This window comes from Acidocella sp. (assembly GCF_013044125.1).
Taxonomy (GTDB): Bacteria; Pseudomonadota; Alphaproteobacteria; order Acetobacterales; family Acetobacteraceae; genus Acidocella.
In genome coordinates this window covers 1-20,676 of the sequence record NZ_JABEVC010000066.1, presented here as the reverse complement: position 1 = coordinate 20,676, position 20,676 = coordinate 1, and the positions used below count along the sequence as shown (strand labels likewise).

The following is a 20,676-nucleotide window of genomic DNA, read 5'->3' as shown; positions in this document are numbered from 1 at the left end:
GCCCGCGGCAGAACAAAACGCCTTGGTAGGTTGCGAATGATCATGGAAAATCTTGAATTTTTGTGTGATCATTTGTGACGCGGGACAGGGTGGGTACATATGTGGTGTTTGCAGCGGCAAGAAGAGAACATAATTGGGGCGGGCCGTTGATCCTTTGAGCGTGGATATTCAACAGAAAAGATCCATGACAATGAATGGCGCAAGTGCGATGTCGCCGCGGCGAGTCGGTTGGGAAATTTTTTCGGCGATCGTTTTCAACTTTATCGTATATTTTTTAATTGGCTTGCCTTTGGCTGTTTTCCCGGGCTTTGTGCATTTCACGCTTGGCTTCAGCGCCGTTCTTGCTGGTTTTCTTATCAGTCTGCAATATGCTGCGACTTTGGTGACACGCGCCCTGATCGGGCGCCTCTCTGATGTAAAAGGTCCAAAATCGGCTGTGTTAACGGGCTTGGCTTGCGCCATCGCCAGTGGTGCTTGTGTTTTTGTGGCGAGCACGAGTGGTTCAGCGGAAGCTGTGCTTGCCTGGTTGAGTTTTAGCCGCATTTGGCTAGGGGCTGCGGAAAGCGGCACAGGGACAGGGTGCGTTACCTGGGCCATCGGGCGCATAGGGCCGGCGCATATGGCCGAGGCCATCTCCCTGTCTGGTGTTGCCGCTTACGGCGGAATCGCGCTAGGTGCCCCAGCCGGAGTAGTCTTAAACCATCTTGGCGGGCTTGCGGCGTTGGGCGTGGTGACGATCGGCCTTGCCTTCGCAGGGCTGCTTCTCAGTGCATTCAAACCTGCGGCACAGGTTGTCACAGGCGCGCGAATGAAGTTTGCCTCGGTGTTCCGGCGCATGTTGCCATATGGTGCGGCGTTGGCGCTTGGTTCCGTCGCATTTGGCACCATCGTAGCGTTTATAACCCTGTATTATGCAAGCCACGGCTGGAGCGGCGCCGCCTACGCATTGAGTGCATTCAGTATTGCTTTTGTGTTCGTGCGAGCATTTTTTACCCGTGCTGTCTTGCGATTTGGGGGATTTTCTGCAGCGAAAATTTCATTCTCTGTTGAAGCCGTAGGTCTCCTGGCCTTATGGCTGGCGCCAGCGCCCTGGGTTGCCATGTTGGGTGTTGTTTTAACCGGCCTGGGCCTGTCCTTAATCTTTCCCGCGATGGCGATGGAGGCACTTAAGACCGTGTCGCAGTCAAACCGTGGTGCCGCGATAGGCGTTTATACGGTATTTCTGGATTTATCCTTGGGTGCAACGGGGCCGTTGGCTGGTTTGATGATTAGTCATTATGGCTACCCGTCAGTATATTTGATGGCTGCGATTGCGGTTGTGTGCGCATTGTTGCTGGTATTTCGCTTGTCTGCCTTAGCCAGGAGCGTGCGTTGACGTTTTTATACCGGAAACGGGACTGTCAGTTGAGTTGTACAGGTGGGGCTGCCATCGCGCAAGGGGCGGCGCTGTTGGACCGCATGCTAGAAGAACACCCGGACACGGACGCACTGTTCTTCTGCAATGACGATCTGGCGCTGGGCGCTTTGTTCCGCTGCCTGCGCCGCGGCATCGCGGTGCCGGAGCAGCTGGCGCTGGCGGGATTCAACGATCCGCCCGCCTCGGCCTGGACAACCCCAGCGCTGAGCACGGTGGCGACACCGCGTTACCAGGTGGGCCGGGATTCAGCCGCGATGTTGCTGGAGCTGATGGCGGGACGGGAGCCTGAGATGCCCCGGAAGGATCTGGGCTTCACGCTGCATGTGCGGGAGACGAGATGAGATGCTGGAAGGCATCGGCAGCAATGGAGAGGCCATTTTCCGGACGGCTTTGGATTTTCGGGCCATTCTGTAAAATTTTGAATGAAATCAGCCGGCTGGAGGGATGCCGGTGTTCAACGCAACGTGATGCCGGGAACCCGCAGCCGCAACGCCGGCAGCAGCGGCTCCAGGGCCGGCAGGCTGGGCGATGTGGTCAACCGGGCGTCATCGCACCCCAATGGCCTGAATTTTTGCAGCACCCAGCGCCGGACACCATAATTTTCCAACGTGCAGGCAATTTCAAGCAGGTCCTGCGCGTCGAGCAGCGCAGGATGAACCGTGGTGCGTAATTCATAGCTGATGCCGCTCGCCAATACGGCCTCCAATGCGCGCCGGGCGCGCGGGCCGCTGCCGGGGCTTGCCGTGATGGCGGCATAGCGCGTGAACGGCGCCTTGATATCCAACCCGACCCAATCGAGCAGCGGCAGAACCCGTTCCAAGCGCTGCGGCAGCACGCCGGACGTGTGCAGCCCCGTGGCAAAGCCCATTTCGCGGGTTTCGGCCAGCGCTTCGGGCAGCTCCGCCTGGGCTGTGGGCTCACCGCCGCTGAAGACGATGGCGTCTAGCAGGCCCACCCGCCGGCTCAGCCAGGATTTCAGGTCAGGCCAAGCCTGCGCCGCTTGCGCCGCGCGGGGGAGCAGATGCGGGTTGTGGCAGTACCTGCAGCGCAAAGGGCATCCCTGAACAAACAGCACCGCGCAGAGTTGGCCTGGATAATCAACCGTGCTGAATGGAACCAGCCCCGCGACCTGCAGGGTTTTATGGTTCAACTGGCGCGGTGCCGCAAAAAGCAAAGCTGCGGCGGGCCTCGTGTTCGCCCTGCTTGCCGATATTGAAGGAGGCGACGGGCCGGTGGTAGCCCATCACCCGCGTCCATACCTCACAGGGCTGACGCTCTTCATCCGAGAGGCGGATTTCATTTGCGGCGTATGTTGTTTGCGGGGACTGCTGCATGGTCGTTCTCCGGTCAGGTATTGAGTGTCAGGCGCAATAACGCAGGCGTTTAGCCGCGGTTTTTTCTTCATCGCAGATCGGGCAGAAGCGCTGTTCGCCCTCTAGGTAGCCATGCACGGGGCACACCGAGAAGGTCGGCGTGACCGTGATATAAGGCAGGCGGAAGCGCGATAATGCGCGGCGCACCAGTTCCCGGCAGGCGTCAACGCAGGGCAGGCGCTCGCCCAGGTAGAGATGCAGCACCGTACCGCCGGTATATTTGGCTTGCAGGTCCTCCTGGTGCTCCAGCGCCTCGAAGGGGTCATCGGTGAAACCGACGGGAAGCTGGGAGGAGTTTGTATAATAAGGCTTTTCTTCCGTCCCGGCTTGCAAAATACCAGGGAAACTCTTGCGGTCCTGCCGGGCGAAGCGATACGTCGCGCCTTCTGCCGGCGTTGCCTCAAGATTATACAAATGCCCGGTCTGCTCCTGAAAGCTAATAATGCGTGCGCGCACATGGTCGAGCAGGCGCGCTGCGATCTGGTGGCCGTGCGGAGTCGTTATATCGTGTGAATCCGCCGTGAAATTTCGGATCATTTCATTGACGCCGTTGACGCCGATGGTGGAGAAATGGTTCTTCAGCGTGCCAAGATAGCGCTTGGTATAGGGAAAAAGCCCGTCATCCATGTAGCGCTGGATCACCTTGCGTTTGATCTCCAGGCTGTTGCGCGCCAGTTCCAGCAGTGAGTCGAGCTGCGCATACAAGCCTGCTTCGTCGCCTTTATGCACATACCCCAGGCGCGCGCAGTTGAGCGTGACGACGCCAAGTGAGCCGGTTTGCTCGGCCGAGCCGAACAGGCCGTTGCCGCGCTTGAGAAGTTCACGCAGATCAAGCTGAAGCCGGCAACACATTGAACGAACCATCTGCGGTTCGAGATCTGAGTTTATGAAATTCTGGAAATACGGCAGGCCGAATTTCGCCGTCATGGCGAACAAAAGCTCCGCGTTCTCCGAATGCCAAGGGAAATCCTTGGTGATGTTGTAGGTGGGAATCGGGAAACTGAAAATCCGCCCCTTGGCGTCGCCCTCGGTCATCACCTCGATATAGGCGCGGTTGATCGCATCCATCTCGGCTTGCAGCTCGCCGTAGCGAAAGTCCATCTCCTCGCCGGCGATCACGGGGATGTCGTCGTGCAAATCCGCCGGGCAATTCCAGTCAAAGGTGACGTTGGTGAACGGCGGCTGGCTGCCCCAGCGCGAAGGGACGTTCAGGTTGAAGATGAACTCCTGAATGTTCTGACGCACCTCGGCATAGGAGAGCCGGTCCTTGCGGACAAAGGGGGCGAGGTAGGTATCAAACGAGCTGAATGCCTGGGCCCCGGCCCATTCGTTTTGCAATGTGCCCAGAAAATTCACCATCTGGCCGATCGCGCTCGATAGATGCCGGGGCGGCGCGGCCTCCACCTTGCCCTCCACGCCGTTGAAGCCTTCGTGCAGCAGCGTGCGCAGGGACCAGCCCGCGCAATAGCCCGAGAGCATGTCCAGATCGTGGATATGAATATCCCCCTCGCGGTGCGCGGTGCCGATCTCCTCAGGGTATATGCTGTTCAGCCAGTAATTCGCGGTGAGCTTACCCGCGCTGTTGAGGATCAGCCCGCCCAGGGAGTAGCCCTGATTGGCGTTCGCCTGAACGCGCCAGTCCTGCCTGTCGAGATATTCATTGATTGAGGCGACCGCATCGACCGCGGCGCGCCGGTCATGGCGGATCTTGGTATGCTGCGCGCGGTAGATCACATAAGCGCGCGCGGTGAGCAGCTGCCCCTCGCGCATCAGCGTCCATTCAACCTCATCCTGGATGTCCTCGATCTCCATCTCGCCTTCGGGGAACCGGTCCAACAGCGCCGCCAGCACGGCCCGCGTGAGGCGCGCCGCCTCGGTTTGCTCAAACTGGCCGCTGGCGCGCCCCGCGCGGGCGATGGCGTAGCAGATGCGCTCCGAGTCAAACGGGGCAACAGCGCCATCGCGCCGCCGCACTCCCTTCCAGGGAAGAGACGTCACATCATCCACGCAAACCCGGTCCTGCGGCATCACAGCTCTTTCTCAGAAAAGACGGCCCTTCGTGGACCACCGGCCGGGCGATTCGCCTTGACCTAGATCAACGATCCGGCGTGCAGTACGCTAATCGGTTCGAAGTAACGAACGCCCGAACTTCCCACATAAGCAGCCCAGCACCAGCCGCGCCCTGGCTAAAGTTGTCCTTGCCCGGCTGGCCGAGGCCGGAGTCATGCAGCGCTCACCATGTTCTGTTCCACCTCATGCGTGATCCGGCTTCGTACCGCCGCAATTTCGTTAGCATCGCGCATGGCTTCACCAATTAAAATCAGTACCGGCCCGCTTGCCGCGAGCGCTGCATGGAGGCGAGGCAAGGTGGCGATGGTCCCAGGCACGCTACGCTGGCTGGTCAGGCTGGCGTTTTCGATCAAGATCGCCGGCATGTCCGGCGGCATCCCGGCCTCGATGAAATGGGCAGCGATGCCGGGCAGTGTTTCGCCGCCCATGTAGACCACGAGGGTTCCGCCAGATTTTGTCAGCGAGACGAAATCATGCGCGGGCAGGCCGCCTTCCGCGCCGTGGCCGGTGAGAAAATGCAGCGAGCGCGCCACGCCGCGCCGCGTGAGGGAGAGGTTAAGCGCGGCGGCGGCGGCGGTGGCGGCGGTTATGCCGGGCACCACCTCGAAGGTGATGCCATTTGCGCGCAAGGCATCCATCTCCTCACTCGCGCGGCCGAACACCATCGGGTCGCCGCCCTTGAGGCGCACCACATTGTGGCCGCCGCGGGCTTCCTCCACCAGCAGGCGGCAGATTTGCGCCTGCGAGGCCGAGTGTTTGCCGCAGCGCTTGCCAACATCGATCAGCCGCGCCGCCGGGCCTGCCATGGCGATGATCCTGGGGTCGGCCAGGCTGTCATAGAGGACCACACTGGCCGCCCGCAGCAGGCGCGCGGCTTTGAGCGTGAGCAGTTCGGGGTCGCCGGGGCCGGCGCCTACCAGAAACACATGGGTCATGTCACCAACTCCAAGGCTGTTGTGGATTGCAGGATGGCGGCCAGTTCGCCCTTGCAGGAGCCGCAATTGGTACCGGCCTTGCAGGCGCGGCCGATCGCCGCGACATCGCGCAGGCTGCCATCCCGGATGGCGGCGCGGATGTCAGGCTCGCTGACGCGGTGGCAGATGCAGACCATGCGGCCGGTCCCGCCGCCCGGTTTGGCATTGGCCATCAGGATGCCAGCACGGCTTGCCTGCCAATTGCTCACGTTGAACAGATCCGCCAGGGTTGCCGGGCCGGGCAGCAGTTCGCGCCGGGGGGCGATGAACAGGCAGGCCAGCAGCATGTTGCGGCGCAGGATGCCCAGGCGGTAGATGCCGCGCCCGGCGTCCATCACCTCGATGCGCTCCGCATCGGCATCGGCGCCGCAAAGCCGTGCCGCCCAGTCGGAGAGTTCCGCGCCGAATTGCAGCGGCTTCCAGCCGGCCAGGATGAGGCGGTGCATGCCCCCCGCCAGAGGCACGCGCGCGGCACAGAACTGCCCGGCGGGGCGGGGCTGGGCGCGGGTCTGGACGATGGCGTGCCAGTCAGTCTGCAGCCGTTGCACCGAGGCGGGCTCAAATTTGGAGGCGGGCTGGCCCGATAGCGGGTCGTGCTCCGGGCCGATGAGCTGGTTGATGGCGCCGGTGGTGCTGTGCGCGCCGGTCCAGTGCATCGCGGCGAAAATCTCGCCCGCGCGCTGCCCCTTGGAGATTTCGGCGGGCAACACGGCGCTGCCGTGGCGCGTGGTGACGCGCAGCAGGTCACCCTGGGTGATGTTCTGGGCCTTGGCATCCTCGGGGGAAAGCGAAAAGCTGGGCTCGGCGGCGCTTTCCATCAACGCGGGGACGAAGCCGGTGCGGGTCATCGTGTGCCACTGGTCGCGCAGGCGCCCGGTGTTGAGGATGAAGGGAAACGCCTGGTCGCGCTTGTGGGGGGCGGGCAGCGCCACCGGGAGGAAACGCGCCAGCCGATCAGGTGTGGAGAAGCCGCCGCGTGCGAAGAGGCGTTTGCCGCCCCAGGTGAAGGGGGCCATGTCATCATAGGCGGCGTCGCTCAATTTCGCGCGGCCGGAAATGTCGAACAGGCGCCCGCCCTCATTGCCGCAACCCGAGAGGGCGGCATGTTCGCGGAAAATATCCGCCGGTTTGGTGTAGGCGAACTGGGCCGCGAAGCCCATGCGCCGGGCCAGTTGTGTGAACATCCACCAATCGGGTTTGGCCTCGCCGGGTGGGGCGCGGAAGGGGCGCTGGCGGGAGATGGTGCGTTCGGAGTTTGTTACGGTGCCGTCTTTCTCGCCCCAGCCGGCGGCGGGGAGGACGATGTTGGCCAGGCGCGTGGTCTCCGTCGGCCAGCAATCAGCGGCGACGACAAACGGGCAGGCCTCGAGCGCCGCGCGCACCCGCGCTGAGCGGGGCAGGCTTTCCGCCGGGTTGGTCGCCGCGATCCATATGGCCTTGACGCGCCCGGCCAGCACGGCATCGAACATGTCCAGCGCCTTCAGCCCGGGCTTTTTCGGCAAACGCGGGGCGTTCCAGAAGGATTGCAGCATGGCCCGGTCCTCGGCGTTCTCAAAACGCAGATGTGCCGCGAGTTGGTTGGCCAGGCCGCCGACCTCGCGCCCGCCCATGGCGTTCGGCTGCCCGGTGAGCGAGAAGGGGCCCATCCCCGGTTTGCCGATGCGCCCGCAGGCGAGATGCACGTTGAGAATGGCGTTGACTTTATCAGTGCCGTTGCTGGACTGGTTAACCCCCTGGCTGAATAATGTGACCGTGCGCGGGGTTTCGCAGAACCAGTGCAGGAATGTATCGAGGTCGGCATCCGCGATGCCGAGCGACGCGGCGGATATATGGGTTTCCTCTGCCGCCGCGAGGGCTTTTGCGAAGCCTTTGGTGTGGCAGCGGACATAGGAGGCGTTGATTTTGTCCTGCTGGTTGAGGGCGGTGAGCAGGCGCAGAAACAACGCGGTGTCGCCATCCGGGCGGATCGGCAGATGCAGATCCGCCAGTGCCGCGGTTGCCGTGCGGCGCGGGTCGATGACCACGATTTTTGTGCCGCGCGCGGCGCGGGCCGCCAGGGCGCGCTCGAACAATACCGGGTGGCACCAGGCGGTGTTGGAGCCGGCGAGTACGAGCAGGTCAGCCTCGTCGATGTCATCATAGCAGCCGGGCACAATGTCTTCGCCAAAGGCGCGGATGTGTCCGGCGACGGTGGAAGCCATGCACAGGCGCGAATTGGTGTCGATATTGGCGCTGCCGATGAAGCCTTTCATCAGCTTGTTGGCGGCGTAATAATCTTCGGTGAGAAACTGGCCGGAGCCGTAAAAAGCGACGGCATCCGGCCCATGTTGCGTAATCACGGCGGAGAATTTCGCCGCCGCCTCATTCAGCGCCTCATCCCAGCTCACCTGCCGCCCGCCCGAGGTTGGCACCAGCAGGCGGTTGCTGTCATCCAGCGTTGCCGCCAGCGTGGAGCCTTTGATGCAGAGCCGCCCGGCATTGGCGGGGTGCGCCGCGTCGCCGCTGACGACACCGGCGTTCACCTCAACGCCGCACCCCACGCCGCAATAGGGGCATGTTGTTTTCATGCAGGCACACCCAGGGCCAAAAGCACCCGGCCGTCCTCCACCTTCACCGCGAAATGCGGCGTGCAGCCTTTATCAAGCCCTTGCGCCTGGCCTGATTCCAGGGAGATGACCCAGTTATGCAGCGGGCAGGTGACCGAGGCGCCATGCACGATGCCCTGGCTCAACGGGCCTTGCTTGTGCGGGCACTGGTCGCGCAGCGCAAACACTTGGTCATCCGCCGTGCGGAAAATCGCGATATCGCCCATCCCGGTTGTCACGGTTCTTGCGCCCAGGCGGGGAATTTCCGCCAGCGCGCCGATATCCACAAAGTCGCGTGCGATCCGCATCCCGTCCATTATACCAGCTCCGCCATTGCGTTGAATTTTTTGCCCAGTGCCGGGCTTGTGGCTTCTTGCGTCCAGGGGTCGGTCTGCGCGAATTTTTGCGCGTGGAGAAAATCCTCGAACAGGGAGCGCCGCAGTTCGGCGTTGTCCACGATTCTCTCCTGCACATATTTCAGGCCGGCACGCTCGATCCATGGCGCGGTGCGCTCCAGGTAGCGCGCCTCCATGCGATAGAGTTGCAGGAAGGCGCAGGCATATTCCATCACCTCTTCCTCGGTGCTTACCTTGCACAAAAGCTCGGTGGCGCGAACCTTGATGCCGCCGTTGCCGCCGACATGCAGGTCCCACCCGGCTTCGGTCGCGACCACGCCGAAGTCTTTTATGGTCGCCTCGGCGCAGTTGCGCGGGCAGCCGGAGACCGCGAGTTTCACCTTGTGCGGATGCCAGGATCCCCAGGTGGTTTTTTCCAGCGCGACGCCCATGGCGGTGGAATCCTGTACGCCAAAGCGGCACCATTCAGACCCGACGCAGGTTTTCACCGTGCGCAATGATTTACCGTAGGCATGGCCGGAGACCAGCCCGGCCTCGTTCAAATCCTGCCAGACGGCGCGCAGGTCTTCCTTTTTCACGCCCAGCATGTCAATGCGCTGGCCGCCGGTCACTTTCACCGCCGGGATGTTGAATTTATCCACCACATCGGCGATGGCGCGCAGCTCGCCCGCCGTGGTGGTGCCGCCCCACATGCGTGGAATCACCGAATATGTGCCGTCCTTCTGGATGTTCGCATGCATGCGCTCGTTCACGAAGCGCGACTGTGCATCATCCACATATTCGCAGGGCCAGGCAGCGAGGAGATAAAAATTCAACGCCGGGCGGCAGGAGGCGCAGCCGTTGGGGGTGGTCCATTCCAGCGCCTGCATCACGGCGGGAATGGTTTTCAGCGCGCCGCCCTTGATGCGGCGGCGGACTTCATCATGCCCGTGGCTGGTGCATTTGCACATCGGCTTCACGGCGTCAGGCGTGTAGTTTTCACCCAGCGAGAGTTTCAGCAGCCCTTCCACCAGCCCGGTGCAGGAGCCGCAGGAGGCGGAGGCTTTGGTGCGCGCGCGCACATCCTCCACCGTGCACAGCTCATGCGCGGCAATGGCGTTGCAGATGGTGGATTTTTTCACGCCGTTGCAGCCGCATATTTCGGCGTTGTCCGGCATTTGCGCCAGTGCCTCGTGCGGGTCGCCCGCGGCCATCACGGGGCCGAAGATCATCGTGTCGCGTAAATCGCCGAGCGGCGCTTCATCCTTGAGGAGCTGAAAGTACCATCCGGCATCGCGCGCATCGCCAAAACAGACGATGCCGACCAGCCTGTCATCGCGCAGCACCAGGCGTTTATAAATGCCGCGCGCCGCATCACGTAAAATAATATCCTCGGTGGATTTGTCACCCATGAAGGCGCCGGCTGAGAACATCTCGATGCCCGAGACTTTCAGCCGCGTGCCGGAGGCAATGGGCATGAAGCCGCTTTGCGCGGCGCCACAGATGTGATCGGCGGCAACCTTCGCCATGTCCCAGATCGGCGCGACCAGGCCGTAGCATTGTTTGTTGTGTTCCACGCATTCGCCGATGGCGAAAATCGCCGGGTCGGAGGTGCGCATCGCATCGTCCACCAGCACGCCGCGGTCGGTGGCGATGCCGGAAGCCTTGGCCAGATGGGCGTTCGGGCGGATGCCCACGGCCATCACCACAAGATCCGCCGAAATGCGCCTGCCGTCTTTCAGCGTGACGGAATGCACGGCGCCATGTTCACCCTCCCCGTCGAAAGACTCTGTGTGCGCGCCAGTGTATATCGTCATGCCGCGGGCGGTGAGCGCGCGTTCCAGCAGATGCGCGGCCGAGGCGTCCAACTGGCGTTCCATCAGCGTGGGCATGAGATGCACCACGCTCACCTCCATGCCGCGCAGGTTCAGGCCATGCGCGGCCTCCAGCCCGAGCAACCCGCCGCCGATGACCACGGCGGATTTGCCTGGTGCGGCGATGCTGAGCATTTTCTCGACATCGGAGACCGAGCGGAAGGTCATCACGCCCGGACGTGCAACGCCGGGAAGCGGCAGTACGAATGGGTTTGATCCGGTTGCCAGCAGCAGATAATCATATTTCACAACAGTTCCATGCTCGCCGGTGACGGTGTGATGGGCGCGGTTGATCGTGGTGACGGCTTCACCCGCGATTAGTCTGATATTGTGTTCAGCGTACCATTCCAGGCTGTTCAGCACGATCTGTTCGAAATTTTTATCGCCCGCCAGCAAAGGCGAAAGCATGATCCGGTCATAATTCGGTTGCGCCTCGGCGCCGAATACCGTGATCTCGAACATCCCCGGCGCGCGGTGCAGAATTTCCTCCACGGTGCGCATTCCGGCCATGCCGTTGCCGATAACAACCAGTTTTTTGCGTGCGGCGGTCATCATGTTCATCGTCGCAACTCCTTGATGTGAAAAATGAAATTGAAAGGATCAGGACGGCCTAGATTTTTACCCGGTCCATATCGGCAACCCCGCGTGAGAAGCTGGCGCGCCATTCTTTTTTCACGGCGTTGATGCCGATGAAGGCCACCAGCGCGAGACCGGCGAAGATGAGGAAACCGTCCTGGTAGGAGCCGGTCCATTGTTTGGAGTAACCAAGCGAGGAGGCGAGGTAGAAGCCGCCGATGCCGCCCGCGCAGCCGACCAGCCCGGTCATCACGCCGATTTCGTGGCCGAAACGCACCGGCACGAGTTGGAACACAGCGCCATTGCCCAGGCCCAGCGCCAGCATCGCCACCACGAAGGCGGCAAGCGCCATGGTGAGGCTCGGCAGGCCGATGCCCACCAGCATCAGCATGGCGGCGGCAACAATATAGAGGATGGAGAGCGCGGTGATGCCGCCGAATTTATCGGCCACCCAGCCGCCGGCGGGGCGGAACATGGAGCCTGTGAACACGCAGGCCGCCACCGCATAGCCAGCCTGCACCGGCGCAAGCCCGTATTGCGTGTGGAAATAAATGCTGAGCGAGGAGGCGAGGCCGACAAAGCCTCCGAAGGTGACGGCGTAGAAGAGCATGAACCACCAGGTATCGGCGAGCGTCAGTACTTTCAGGTATCCGGCCAGCGTCTGGCGGGGTGGCTGCACCGGAGCATCCTTGGCCAGCGCGATGAACAGCGCGAGCACGGCTGTCATCAGCAGCGCCGACATACCGAATACATTGATCCAGCCAAAATGCAGGCCCAGCGCAGGTGCAGCGAGGGCAGCGATCACGGTGCCGAAATTGCCCGCACCGGCCAGGCCCAGCGCCTTGCCCTGGTGCTCCGGCGGATACCAGCGCGAGGCCATCGGCAGCGCGATGGCGAAGGAGGCGCCGGCCATGCCCAGCACCACGCCAAGCAGCAACACGGCGGCGAAACTTGGAACACCCAGGAGCCAGGCGGCTGCGAGACCGAGGATGACCACGATTTGGGCAAAAATAGCGGATTTTTTGGCGCCGAAATGGTCGGCCATCACACCGTTGAAAACACGCAGGAAGGCACCGGCCAGCACCGGGGTTGCGACCATCAGCCCTTTATGCGCGGGGTCGAGCGCGAGCGCCTTGGAGATTTGAATGCCCAGGGGCCCCAGCAGTACCCAGCACATGAAACTGCAATCAAAATACAGAAACGCCGCGAAAAGGGTTGGAAAATGGCCGGACTTCAAAAAGCTTTTTTCAAGCGGAAGGGACATGACGATAACTCCGCGACGCACGCTTCAAGCGCCGCCAACTGCGAACCGTCCCTTGGCCCGCGCAGAAGATATTGGGGTTTCCCCCGGCTTGGCAGGTGCAATCGCCATTGATTGCTCTGCGAACGGCCTTAACCGCTCAGATGCAGTAAAGCAATTTACGCGCCAAGTTGAAGGTTGTGGAAAGAAAAGGTGCAATTTAGAGCATCGGAAATCGTATTGGCGTAAATATCATCACTTTAGATAAAAAATCAGCGTATACAGCCTATTAATTATCGCACGCCGGTGCGGCCATCGCATTTTTTGGCGCTGCAGGTGTTGTTCCCTCTGTCGCCGGAAACAAATCCGGCCAGTAAAGGCTTGGTGCATATCCAGGCTGCCTGGAGGGGCATTTTGCCAATGCAGCATCTGCTGGGCAAACCAGTTGGCCCGCGCCCCGTCTGGGTACTGCCGGGTACACAGCGGCTCCCCGGTTTCCGGGTTGAGCCCGCATCCAGCCCGTCTTGCGCGGCTTCATGTCCAGCAACGTCAACGCCCATAATTCCAGCGCCGTCTCTATCGATACAACTGCCATCCATGAGATCCAAACCATGATGACCCATTGATTCAAAAATCAGGCAGCCTCGCAACAAAAGAAGCCAAAATTGTAATGTTATAGTGTTTCCAATTAAGAGTGGCATGTTATTAACTCGTCGATGGATTTCCCTGAGAAGATTCTCTGCCGTTTGAGGGTGGCGAACGCCTTCTCGATTGGGTTGAAGTCAGGGGAGTACCTGGGCAGCGGCAGTAGTTGAAAGCATCGCTTACGGAAGACGGGCTGATTTGGGTTTATGGGCCAGATGGCGAAGGCGCCGCAGCCTTCTCCGACTTCGGCGTCGAAAACCTCGAGGATATTATCAGAGAACGACGACACCTAAAAAAGTAAGGCCCGCGTCATTCACCGGATGCATACGCTTCATGGCCCCAACAAGAATCCATCCCACTGCCAAAGGCAAGTGGGCTGGAGGTTGTCAAAGAGTCGGGTACACAAAAATGTTCATTGCAAATTCACATGGAAATTCGACGTCATTGTGCAGCTCTTTTGTGTTTCCAGTTTTTGGAGTCTACTGATTATTTCCTGTTTCGGGGCGGGGTAGCCAAGATAATACCCCTGCACGAGTTCGCAGCCAAATCCCCTTAGCAGATGCAGAACTTCTGCGGTTTCAACGCCTTCCGCCACTACCTCGAGACCAAGTGATTGACCCAGTTTCAGGATCGTTTGCACCAGTATCTTGTCGTTAGCCGATTCTGTGATACCCGTGATGAAACAACGGTCAATCTTGATCCTGTTGACACTCAACTTCCGTAGGGATGCTAAGGACGAGTAGCCTGCGCCGAAATCATCCACTGCGATGCGCACGCCGACCTCGGATAAACGATTTATCTTAGTCTGAACGGAGATGGTATCCATCGCTGTTTCTTCGGTGACTTCGATTTCCAGCATCTGAGCCGGCAAGTTAAGGACTTTCAATCCATTCAGCACACACTCATCTATCGGGAGATTGGACACATCGCGCGGGGACATGTTCATGGCCACCCAGATATGCTCAAGATTTAAGCTGCGTAATGTCTGAATCATGCCACAGACTTCGTCGAAGATGAAGCTCATCAGCTGTTCGGAATGCCCGGCCTTGGCAGCGATTAAGACTAGATCCGCAGGTGATATCCAGCCATGTGTGGGGTGCTTCCAGCGCAGCAACGCTTCGTAATTTATGATATTTTTACCATCAATGCTAAATACCGGTTGGTACCAAACTTCCACCTCTTTTTTAGATAAGGCACGCTGCAAATCACGCTCGACATCGCATTTCATGGACAGACGCTCGCGCAGGTATTCATCAAACATGCGGTAACGATTGCGGCCGCTGAATTTAGCGGCGTATAATGCCTCATCCGCGCTGGTCAGCATGTTAGCGATATTCACGTCCTGCGATTGATAGATACCGATGCTGACGCCCACCCGGCTGGTATCAAACTCAGCATATGGTGCTTCTATCGCGGCGATTAGTCTTGTGGCCAGTACATGAGGCGACTCACCGGATGCCTGTTGTGCATAAAAAACCGCAAATTCATCGCCACCAATACGGGCGACGGTAAACTCCCCGGCCAGGACCTCGCGTAAGCGATGCGAGACTTCAACCAGAACTTTGTCTCCAGTGGCGTGTCCGAATCCATCGTTGACCAGTTTGAAACCGTCAAGATCGAGCAGCATCAGGCAAAATGTCGCAGGCCCGCTGGCAGCGTATTTTTCTACTTGCTTGCTAAAGCCTGTACGATTAAAAAGCCCGGTTAATTCATCATGTGTGGCTCGGTGGCTCATCTGCTCGGCAATGAGAACAGATTCAGTATGCGCCTTTTTCAGAGATTCTGCCATGGCGCTGGCATCATTCTTCAGCCTGCTGGCGGCGCGGAAGCTGGCCTCACTTTGGCGCGATACCGAAATCAGCATGATCAGATAGAGCAGGACTGTGGCCGCAAGGGAGTTGTAGTTGAAACCACCCGCGTAAAGCAGGCAGCCGATAACCGAGAGCAACGGGGGGATGGTGAAGCTGATTGGCACAGGGGCGTAGGCTATGCCGGTCGTCACCGCACCTGCGGTAATTCCGCAAACAACGGTGAGATAAAACACCGTCTGGGGAGTTGTGTAACCGTTACAGAACAGAAATATAAGCGACCATAACAGTCCAGAGACAAGGCTGGTGATCCAGAAAAGATGCAGATATTTTTCAACAGACAGCCCCGCGAAGGCAGCGAAGCGCCTCGAAGGGCCCTTTTCACCAGCTAACGGCGGCAAAGGTGTGATGCAAAGGATGACCCGAATAATATTAATAATGAATATGGCCGCAAACCATTTCCCGCCCAGGACGCCATGCCCGTAGCGGCGCGCCACGAGCATGACTATAGCCCCAACCATGCTGCCTACCGGCAGGGAGATCAGAGTTGAACGGCGGATCGAGGCGACTTGATCCCTCCTGATCAGCACTTCATGTACCACCGAGTCAGTCAACTGTGCCTTGAGCCCTGACCCTGTCATTCCTATTCCAAAATCCTTAACCGACGGGGCGCAGAGTAAGCGTTATGCCGTTAAAGAACGCTTAATGGGATAAAGCATAAAACAGTCTCAGAAAGGGGGACAGCAAAAAGTCGGCACCCAACTCAAGTGTAAATTCCCAGGGGGTACGTGTCTCATCATCATTGGCACGGAGGGTCTGCGGCATCTTGGCCTCAGCGATTTGCGGGTCACGCCTGATCCGGTGCGTATTGCCACCGAAGGCGCGCTGTGGGGCGCCGTGGCGGCGCACGGCTTCTTGCAAGACGTGGTAATCGTCAGCGACGACGCCGGCCAGTTCGCTGTTGGCCGGCACGCATTGTGTTGGGTCCATGCCGAACGTCTCGTGCACAAACTCGACACTTTTACCGATCTCCATCGCGCCGCGCAGGCGCGTGTGCGCACGCTGATCTGGCGGTTCTACGCCGATCTCAAATTATACTCCCTGGACCCGAACCCACAGCGACGACGCGAGATGCGAGCCCGCTTCGATCGCATCTTCCGCCGCAAAACAGGCTTCACCACGCTCGACCGGCTACTTGAGCGGCTTCTCGCTAATAAGCCGGAATTGCGATGGTGCTCGATCGGCCAGAGATTCCGTTGCACACCAATGGCTCAGAGCGCGACATCCGCTGCCAGGTGACCAAACGAAAAATCAGCGGCGGCACCCATAGCGATGCCGGCCGCGATTGCCGCGATGCCTTTCTCGGCCTCATGCAAACTTGCGCAAAGCAGGGCATCGCCTTCTGGGATTATCTCGGCGATCGAATTGGTGTCACCAAGCCAGCGCGAGTGCCGGCACTCCCACATCTTATCCTCAGACAAGCATAGACAGCCTGACAAAATGCCCGGGGTTTTGCCCCGGTTACGTCGGACCCCGCCGCCGAAGAGGCGCTCTACGACTCGCTTTCGATGCGGCGCTTCGTCGGCATTGATCTTGGCCGCGAGCCGGTGCCCGACGAGACGACGATCTGCCGTTTCCGGCATCTTCTGGAGGCGCATGATTACGGCCGGCGGATGTTTGAATTCATTCACGAACATCTGGAGGCCAAAGGCTTGCGGCTTTCCGGCGGCACGATTGTTGATGCGACCATCATTCACGCGCCGAGTTCGACCAAGAACGAAGAGAAAGCCCGCGACCCGGAGATGCACCAGACCAAGAAGGGCAACCAATGGTATTTCGGCATGAAGGCGCATTTTGGCGTCGACCGCCGCGCCAAAGTGATCCATTCGGTGGTGGCGACGGCGGCCAACGTGCATGACGGCGCGGTGCTCGGCGACCTACTGCATGGCGAGGAGCGCGATGTCTGGGGTGATCAGGCGTATCAGGGCCAGAGCGATATCATCAAAGAGAAAGCTCCCAAGGCGCGCGACCGCACCAACCGGCGTTATCGCCACCGTGGCGTGGTGAACGAAGCCGAGCGGGCAAGGAACCGGAAAAAATCGAAGGTGCGCTCGCGCGTCGAGCATGTAATCGGCATCATCAAGCTGAAATTCGGCTTCACCAAGGTGCGCTATCGCGGCCTGGCGAAGAACGCCAACCGGTTGTTCGCAACCTGCGGGCTGACAAATCGGTATATCCTGCGGCACAGGTTCCAAACGGCGTAGGATAATTGCGCCCAAACGCTGGCGAAAACGCCAAAACGTCGAAAAAACAAGGAAAAACCAAACGAGAAGCCAACCAAAAACATTTAAACGGCGCTACAAATCACGCTACGCAGAGGTTCTCTAAATCGCAACTGTAATGCTAGATCGGCAAAGGTCCTTCCTTCATGCGTTCCATGGCGAAGCGCGAGGAGACGTTGCGCAGAGGCACGGCGGCGATGAGCTTGCGGTAGAAGGCGTCGTAGGCGGCGATGTCCGGCACGATGACGTGGAGCAGGTAGTCCACATCGCCGGACATGCGCCAGGCGCCGACGATCTCGGGTGTGGTGGCGACAGTTTGCGCGAAACGGGCGAGCCATTCGCCAGAATGGTCGGCGGTTTCCACGGAGACGAAAACCGAGACGGGCAAGCCGAGCTTGTCGGCGTCAAGCACCGCGATGCGAGCGCAGATGATGCCCGATTCCTCCATGCGCTTGATGCGCTTCCAGCAGGGGGTAGCGGTGAGGCCGACTTTGTCCGCGATGTCGTTGAGGGAGAGCGAGGAATCCTGGGCGATGAGGCGGAGGATGGCGCGGTCGATGTTGTCAAGCTCGGTCATGCGGGTGGTGCTGCCTGGGGTTGTGGCGTGGACTATTGCGGCGGGTTGGGAAACAGGCTAGAGGGTTGGCTGGGTCACGCCCCCCCAATGGGGCGCTTTTCTTCTGTAAGGGAGAGTTATTATGGCAGATTTTTCTGTTGCCGCAATGCCGGCGGTACGTCCACAGAATCCTAATTTTTCATCGGGGCCTTGCGCCAAGCGGCCAGGCTTTACGCTGGCAGCACTTGCGGGCGCGCCGCTGGGCCGCAGCCATCGAGCCAAGGGGCCGAAGGCGAAGCTGGCCGAGGTCATCAGCCTCTCCAAACAGATATTGGGCATGCCGGAAGGCTGGCGCTTAGGGATTGTGCCGGGTTCGGACACCGGGGCCGTGGAGATGGCGCTGTGGTCCATGCTGGGCGCGCGGCCGGTGGATGTGCTGGCGCATGAGAGCTTCTCCGAAGCCTGGGCGACGGATGTGGTCAAGCAACTGAAGCTCGCCGATGCGCGGGTGATAAAGGCTGATTACGGCGAGTTGCCCGATGTGGCGGCGATTGATTTTTCGCATGATGTGGTTTTGGCCTGGAACGGCACGACCTCTGGCGTGCGCTTCCCCAATGGCGATTTCATCCCTGATGACCGCGAGGGGCTGGTGATTGCCGATAGCACCTCCGCCGCCTTCGCCATGGATCTGCCATGGGCGAAACTGGATGTGGTGACCTGGAGCTGGCAGAAGGTGCTGGGCGGGGAAGGCGGGCATGGGATGCTCGCCCTCAGCCCGCGCGCGGTGGAGCGTTTGCTCACCTATAAACCCGCCTGGCCGTTGCCGAAGATTTTCCGGCTCACCTCCGGGGGCAAGCTCTCGGAAGGGATTTTCGTGGGCGAGACGATCAACACACCATCGATGCTTTGTGTTGAAGACGCGCTGGACGGGCTGCGCTGGGCGCAGGGCGTTGGCGGGCTGCCAGGGCTGATTGCGCGTTCGCAAGAAAATCTGGCCGCGATTGCCGCCTGGGTTGAAGGCAATGAGCGGGTGAGGTTTTTGGCGCAACGGCCCGAGACGCGCTCCTGCACCTCGATCTGCCTGGTGATCGCGGCGCCGTGGTTTAAGAAACTGGATGCCGAAGGTCAGGCGAAAGCGGCCAAGGCGGTTGCCTCGCTGCTGGAGAAAGAGAAAGTGGCGCTGGATGCGGGGGCATACCGCGATGCGCCGCCGGGTTTGCGGATTTGGGGTGGAGCGACGGTGGAGACATCGGATATTGCCGCCCTGCTGCCCTGGATCGATTACGCGATCGACGCTGTTTCCACCGAATTTTAAGAGGTTTGCATAATGGTTAAGGTTTTGATTAGCGACAAATTGTCGCCGGCCGCGATTGCGATTTTTAAAGAGCGCGGTGTTGAGGTCGATGTGAAAACGGGGCTGACGCCGGTCGAACTGCGGGCGATCATCGGCGGGTATGATGGTCTGGCGATCCGCTCTGCCACCAAGGTAACAAAAGAGGTTTTGGATGTTGCCACCAACCTCAAGGTGATTGGCCGGGCCGGGATCGGCGTGGATAATGTGGATGTGAAATCTGCCACCTCGCGCGGTGTGGTGGTGATGAACACGCCGTTCGGCAATGCGATTACGACGGCGGAACATGCGATTGCGCTAATGTTCGCGCTGGCGCGGCAATTGCCGGAGGCGAGTGCTTCGACCAAAGCTGGCAAGTGGGAGAAGAACCGCTTCATGGGCGTGGAGCTGACCGCGAAGACGCTGGGGTTGATCGGATGCGGGAATATCGGCTCGATCGTGGCTGACCGCGCGGTGGGGCTGAAGATGAAGGTGCTGGCGTATGATCCGTATTTGACGGATGCGCGCGCGGTGCAGCTGGGCGTGGAGAAGGTGGATCTGGATACCGCGCTGGCGAAGGCGGATTTTATCACCATTCATACCCCGCTGACGGATGCGACGCGCAATATATTGTCGCGCGAGGCAATTGCAAAGACGAAGAAGGGTGTGCGCATTGTGAACTGCGCGCGCGGCGGGCTGCTGGATGAGGCGGCGTTGTATGAAGCGCTGGTGAGCGGGCATGTGGCGGGCGCGGCGCTGGATGTGTTCGAGGTGGAGCCTGCCACGGACAGCCCGCTGTTCGCTCTGGAAAATGTGATCGCGACGCCGCATCTCGGGGCTGCGACCACTGAAGCGCAGGAGAATGTGGCCTTGCAGGTCGCTGAGCAGATCAGCGATTTTTTGCTGACCGGCTCGGTGAGCAATGCGCTGAATATGCCGAGCGTGAGTGCGGAGGAAGCCCCGCGGTTGCGTCCCTACATGGAATTGTGCCGGTTGCTGGGGGCTTTTGCCGGACAGCTGACGCAGGCGCGCGATGGCGTTATTTCGCGCGTGCTGATTGAGTATGAAGGCGCGGCGGCGGTATTGAACCATCGCCCGCTCACCGCTGCGGCGCTGGCCGGATTGCTGGGGCCGGTGATGGAAGGCGTGAACATGGTCTCGGCACCGGTGTTCGCCCGTGACCATGGGATTGAGGTGGCCGAGGGTTCGAACGACCATGTCGGCGATTATCAGAGCTTGGTGCGTATTTCAGTGACCGCGGGGGGGAGCACCCGCGCGGTGACGGGTACGTTGATCGGCAACGGCAAGCCGCGGCTGGTGGAGATTAAGGGCATTAAGGTGGAGGCCGACTTCGCGCCGCATATGCTCTATGTGACCAATAAGGATAAACCGGGCTTCATCGGCCGGTTTGGCATGTTGCTGGCGGATGCGGGGGTGAATATCGCGACCTTCCATCTGGGCCGCGCGGCGGAAGGCGAGGATGCGATCTGCCTGGTCTCCACCGACGGGACTACGCCCGATGACGTGTTGGCGCAGGTCCGCGCGCTGCCGCTGGTGATGCAGGCGACGACGCTGACGTTCTGAGCCGGCGCGAAGCGGGAGAATTGGAAG

General features: G+C 60.3%; 16 protein-coding genes and 1 pseudogene. 6 read left to right on the top strand and 11 right to left on the bottom strand.

Going from position 1 to position 20,676, the window contains the following annotated elements; translation table 11 throughout:
* The first annotated feature begins 184 nt into the window (after nucleotides 1-184).
* Together HKL97_RS03925 and HKL97_RS03920 are read left to right on the top strand one after the other, a co-directional pair.
* The gene (locus HKL97_RS03925) at nucleotides 185-1,375 is read left to right on the top strand and encodes an MFS transporter (RefSeq protein ID WP_291422796.1); all 1,191 of its coding nucleotides are present in this window, start codon (nucleotides 185-187) and stop codon (nucleotides 1,373-1,375) included.
* Nucleotides 1,321-1,758 carry a substrate-binding domain-containing protein gene (locus HKL97_RS03920; RefSeq protein ID WP_291422795.1) on the top strand — a complete coding sequence of 146 codons (438 nt, stop codon included), beginning with the start codon at nucleotides 1,321-1,323 and terminating at the stop codon, nucleotides 1,756-1,758. Before HKL97_RS03925 ends, HKL97_RS03920 begins: the two co-directional genes overlap by 55 nt.
* Nucleotides 1,759-1,871: 113 nt before the next feature.
* On the opposite strand, the gene HKL97_RS03915 is transcribed toward HKL97_RS03920, so the two are convergent.
* The 9 genes from HKL97_RS03915 to HKL97_RS03875 form a co-directional block, all read right to left on the bottom strand.
* Nucleotides 1,872-2,567, bottom strand: coding sequence for an anaerobic ribonucleoside-triphosphate reductase activating protein (locus HKL97_RS03915; RefSeq protein ID WP_291422794.1), 696 nt, complete (start codon nucleotides 2,565-2,567; stop codon nucleotides 1,872-1,874).
* Entirely contained in the window at nucleotides 2,557-2,751 is a 195-nt protein-coding gene (nrdD, locus tag HKL97_RS03910) for an anaerobic ribonucleoside-triphosphate reductase (protein ID WP_291422793.1), read from the bottom strand. The genes HKL97_RS03915 and nrdD overlap by 11 nt, the downstream gene beginning before the upstream one ends.
* A gap of 27 nt (nucleotides 2,752-2,778) precedes the next feature.
* Nucleotides 2,779-4,818: a ribonucleoside triphosphate reductase gene (locus tag HKL97_RS03905; protein ID WP_291422792.1), complete on the bottom strand. Its 2,040-nt coding sequence runs from the start codon at nucleotides 4,816-4,818 to the stop codon at nucleotides 2,779-2,781.
* 194 nt (nucleotides 4,819-5,012) lie between these two features.
* Nucleotides 5,013-5,795: a uroporphyrinogen-III C-methyltransferase gene (cobA, locus tag HKL97_RS03900; protein ID WP_291422791.1), complete on the bottom strand. Its 783-nt coding sequence runs from the start codon at nucleotides 5,793-5,795 to the stop codon at nucleotides 5,013-5,015.
* A complete protein-coding gene (locus HKL97_RS03895; protein ID WP_291422790.1) occupies nucleotides 5,792-8,401 on the bottom strand; it encodes a nitrate reductase in 2,610 nt (869 codons plus the stop codon). Before HKL97_RS03895 ends, cobA begins: the two co-directional genes overlap by 4 nt.
* On the bottom strand, nucleotides 8,398-8,736 hold the full coding sequence (nirD, locus tag HKL97_RS03890; protein ID WP_291422789.1) for a nitrite reductase small subunit NirD: 339 nt from the start codon (nucleotides 8,734-8,736) through the stop codon (nucleotides 8,398-8,400). Before nirD ends, HKL97_RS03895 begins: the two co-directional genes overlap by 4 nt.
* Complete coding sequence (nirB, locus tag HKL97_RS03885) at nucleotides 8,736-11,189, bottom strand: nitrite reductase large subunit NirB (RefSeq protein WP_291422788.1); 2,454 nt, start codon at nucleotides 11,187-11,189, stop codon at nucleotides 8,736-8,738. Before nirB ends, nirD begins: the two co-directional genes overlap by 1 nt.
* A 49-nt stretch (nucleotides 11,190-11,238) precedes the next feature.
* Nucleotides 11,239-12,468, bottom strand: coding sequence for a NarK/NasA family nitrate transporter (locus HKL97_RS03880; protein WP_291422787.1), 1,230 nt, complete (start codon nucleotides 12,466-12,468; stop codon nucleotides 11,239-11,241).
* Nucleotides 12,469-13,501: 1,033 nt separating this feature from the next.
* Nucleotides 13,502-15,511, bottom strand: coding sequence for a bifunctional diguanylate cyclase/phosphodiesterase (locus HKL97_RS03875; protein WP_291422786.1), 2,010 nt, complete (start codon nucleotides 15,509-15,511; stop codon nucleotides 13,502-13,504).
* 226 nt (nucleotides 15,512-15,737) lie between these two features.
* Here HKL97_RS03875 and HKL97_RS03870 point away from each other — a divergent pair, with 226 nt between their 5' ends.
* Nucleotides 15,738-16,196, top strand: coding sequence for a hypothetical protein (locus tag HKL97_RS03870; protein WP_291422801.1), 459 nt, complete (start codon nucleotides 15,738-15,740; stop codon nucleotides 16,194-16,196).
* Here HKL97_RS03870 and HKL97_RS13645 read toward each other — a convergent pair.
* Complete coding sequence (locus tag HKL97_RS13645; RefSeq protein WP_363238323.1) at nucleotides 16,169-16,378, bottom strand: hypothetical protein; 210 nt, start codon at nucleotides 16,376-16,378, stop codon at nucleotides 16,169-16,171. The genes HKL97_RS03870 and HKL97_RS13645 overlap by 28 nt on opposite strands.
* Nucleotides 16,379-16,423: 45 nt before the next feature.
* Between HKL97_RS13645 and HKL97_RS03860 the strand changes: the two are divergent.
* A pseudogene (locus HKL97_RS03860) lies at nucleotides 16,424-17,161 on the top strand (IS5 family transposase); the annotation flags it as partial.
* A gap of 139 nt (nucleotides 17,162-17,300) precedes the next feature.
* Here the strand turns inward: HKL97_RS03860 and HKL97_RS03855 are convergent.
* Nucleotides 17,301-17,756, bottom strand: a complete 456-nt coding sequence (locus HKL97_RS03855) for an Lrp/AsnC family transcriptional regulator (RefSeq protein ID WP_291422784.1) — start codon at nucleotides 17,754-17,756, stop codon at nucleotides 17,301-17,303.
* 121 nt (nucleotides 17,757-17,877) lie between these two features.
* Between HKL97_RS03855 and HKL97_RS03850 the strand changes: the two genes are divergently transcribed.
* The gene (locus HKL97_RS03850) at nucleotides 17,878-19,050 is read left to right on the top strand and encodes a phosphoserine transaminase (RefSeq protein WP_291422783.1); all 1,173 of its coding nucleotides are present in this window, start codon (nucleotides 17,878-17,880) and stop codon (nucleotides 19,048-19,050) included.
* Nucleotides 19,051-19,062: 12 nt separating this feature from the next.
* Nucleotides 19,063-20,649 (top strand): phosphoglycerate dehydrogenase, encoded by a 1,587-nt coding sequence (gene serA, locus HKL97_RS03845; protein ID WP_291422782.1) that lies wholly within the window; start codon nucleotides 19,063-19,065, stop codon nucleotides 20,647-20,649.
* Nucleotides 20,650-20,676 lie beyond the last annotated feature (27 nt).

Coding starts and splice junctions, on each gene's coding strand:
- HKL97_RS03925 (WP_291422796.1), top strand. CDS start 185: ATGACAATGAATGGCGCAAGTGCGATGTCGCCGCGGCGAGTCGGTTGG.
- nrdD (WP_291422793.1), bottom strand. CDS start 2,751: ATGCAGCAGTCCCCGCAAACAACATACGCCGCAAATGAAATCCGCCTC.
- HKL97_RS03905 (WP_291422792.1), bottom strand. CDS start 4,818: ATGCCGCAGGACCGGGTTTGCGTGGATGATGTGACGTCTCTTCCCTGG.
- cobA (WP_291422791.1), bottom strand. CDS start 5,795: ATGACCCATGTGTTTCTGGTAGGCGCCGGCCCCGGCGACCCCGAACTG.
- HKL97_RS03895 (WP_291422790.1), bottom strand. CDS start 8,401: ATGAAAACAACATGCCCCTATTGCGGCGTGGGGTGCGGCGTTGAGGTG.
- nirD (WP_291422789.1), bottom strand. CDS start 8,736: ATGGACGGGATGCGGATCGCACGCGACTTTGTGGATATCGGCGCGCTG.
- nirB (WP_291422788.1), bottom strand. CDS start 11,189: ATGAACATGATGACCGCCGCACGCAAAAAACTGGTTGTTATCGGCAAC.
- HKL97_RS03880 (WP_291422787.1), bottom strand. CDS start 12,468: ATGTCCCTTCCGCTTGAAAAAAGCTTTTTGAAGTCCGGCCATTTTCCA.
- HKL97_RS03855 (WP_291422784.1), bottom strand. CDS start 17,756: ATGACCGAGCTTGACAACATCGACCGCGCCATCCTCCGCCTCATCGCC.
- HKL97_RS03850 (WP_291422783.1), top strand. CDS start 17,878: ATGGCAGATTTTTCTGTTGCCGCAATGCCGGCGGTACGTCCACAGAAT.
- serA (WP_291422782.1), top strand. CDS start 19,063: ATGGTTAAGGTTTTGATTAGCGACAAATTGTCGCCGGCCGCGATTGCG.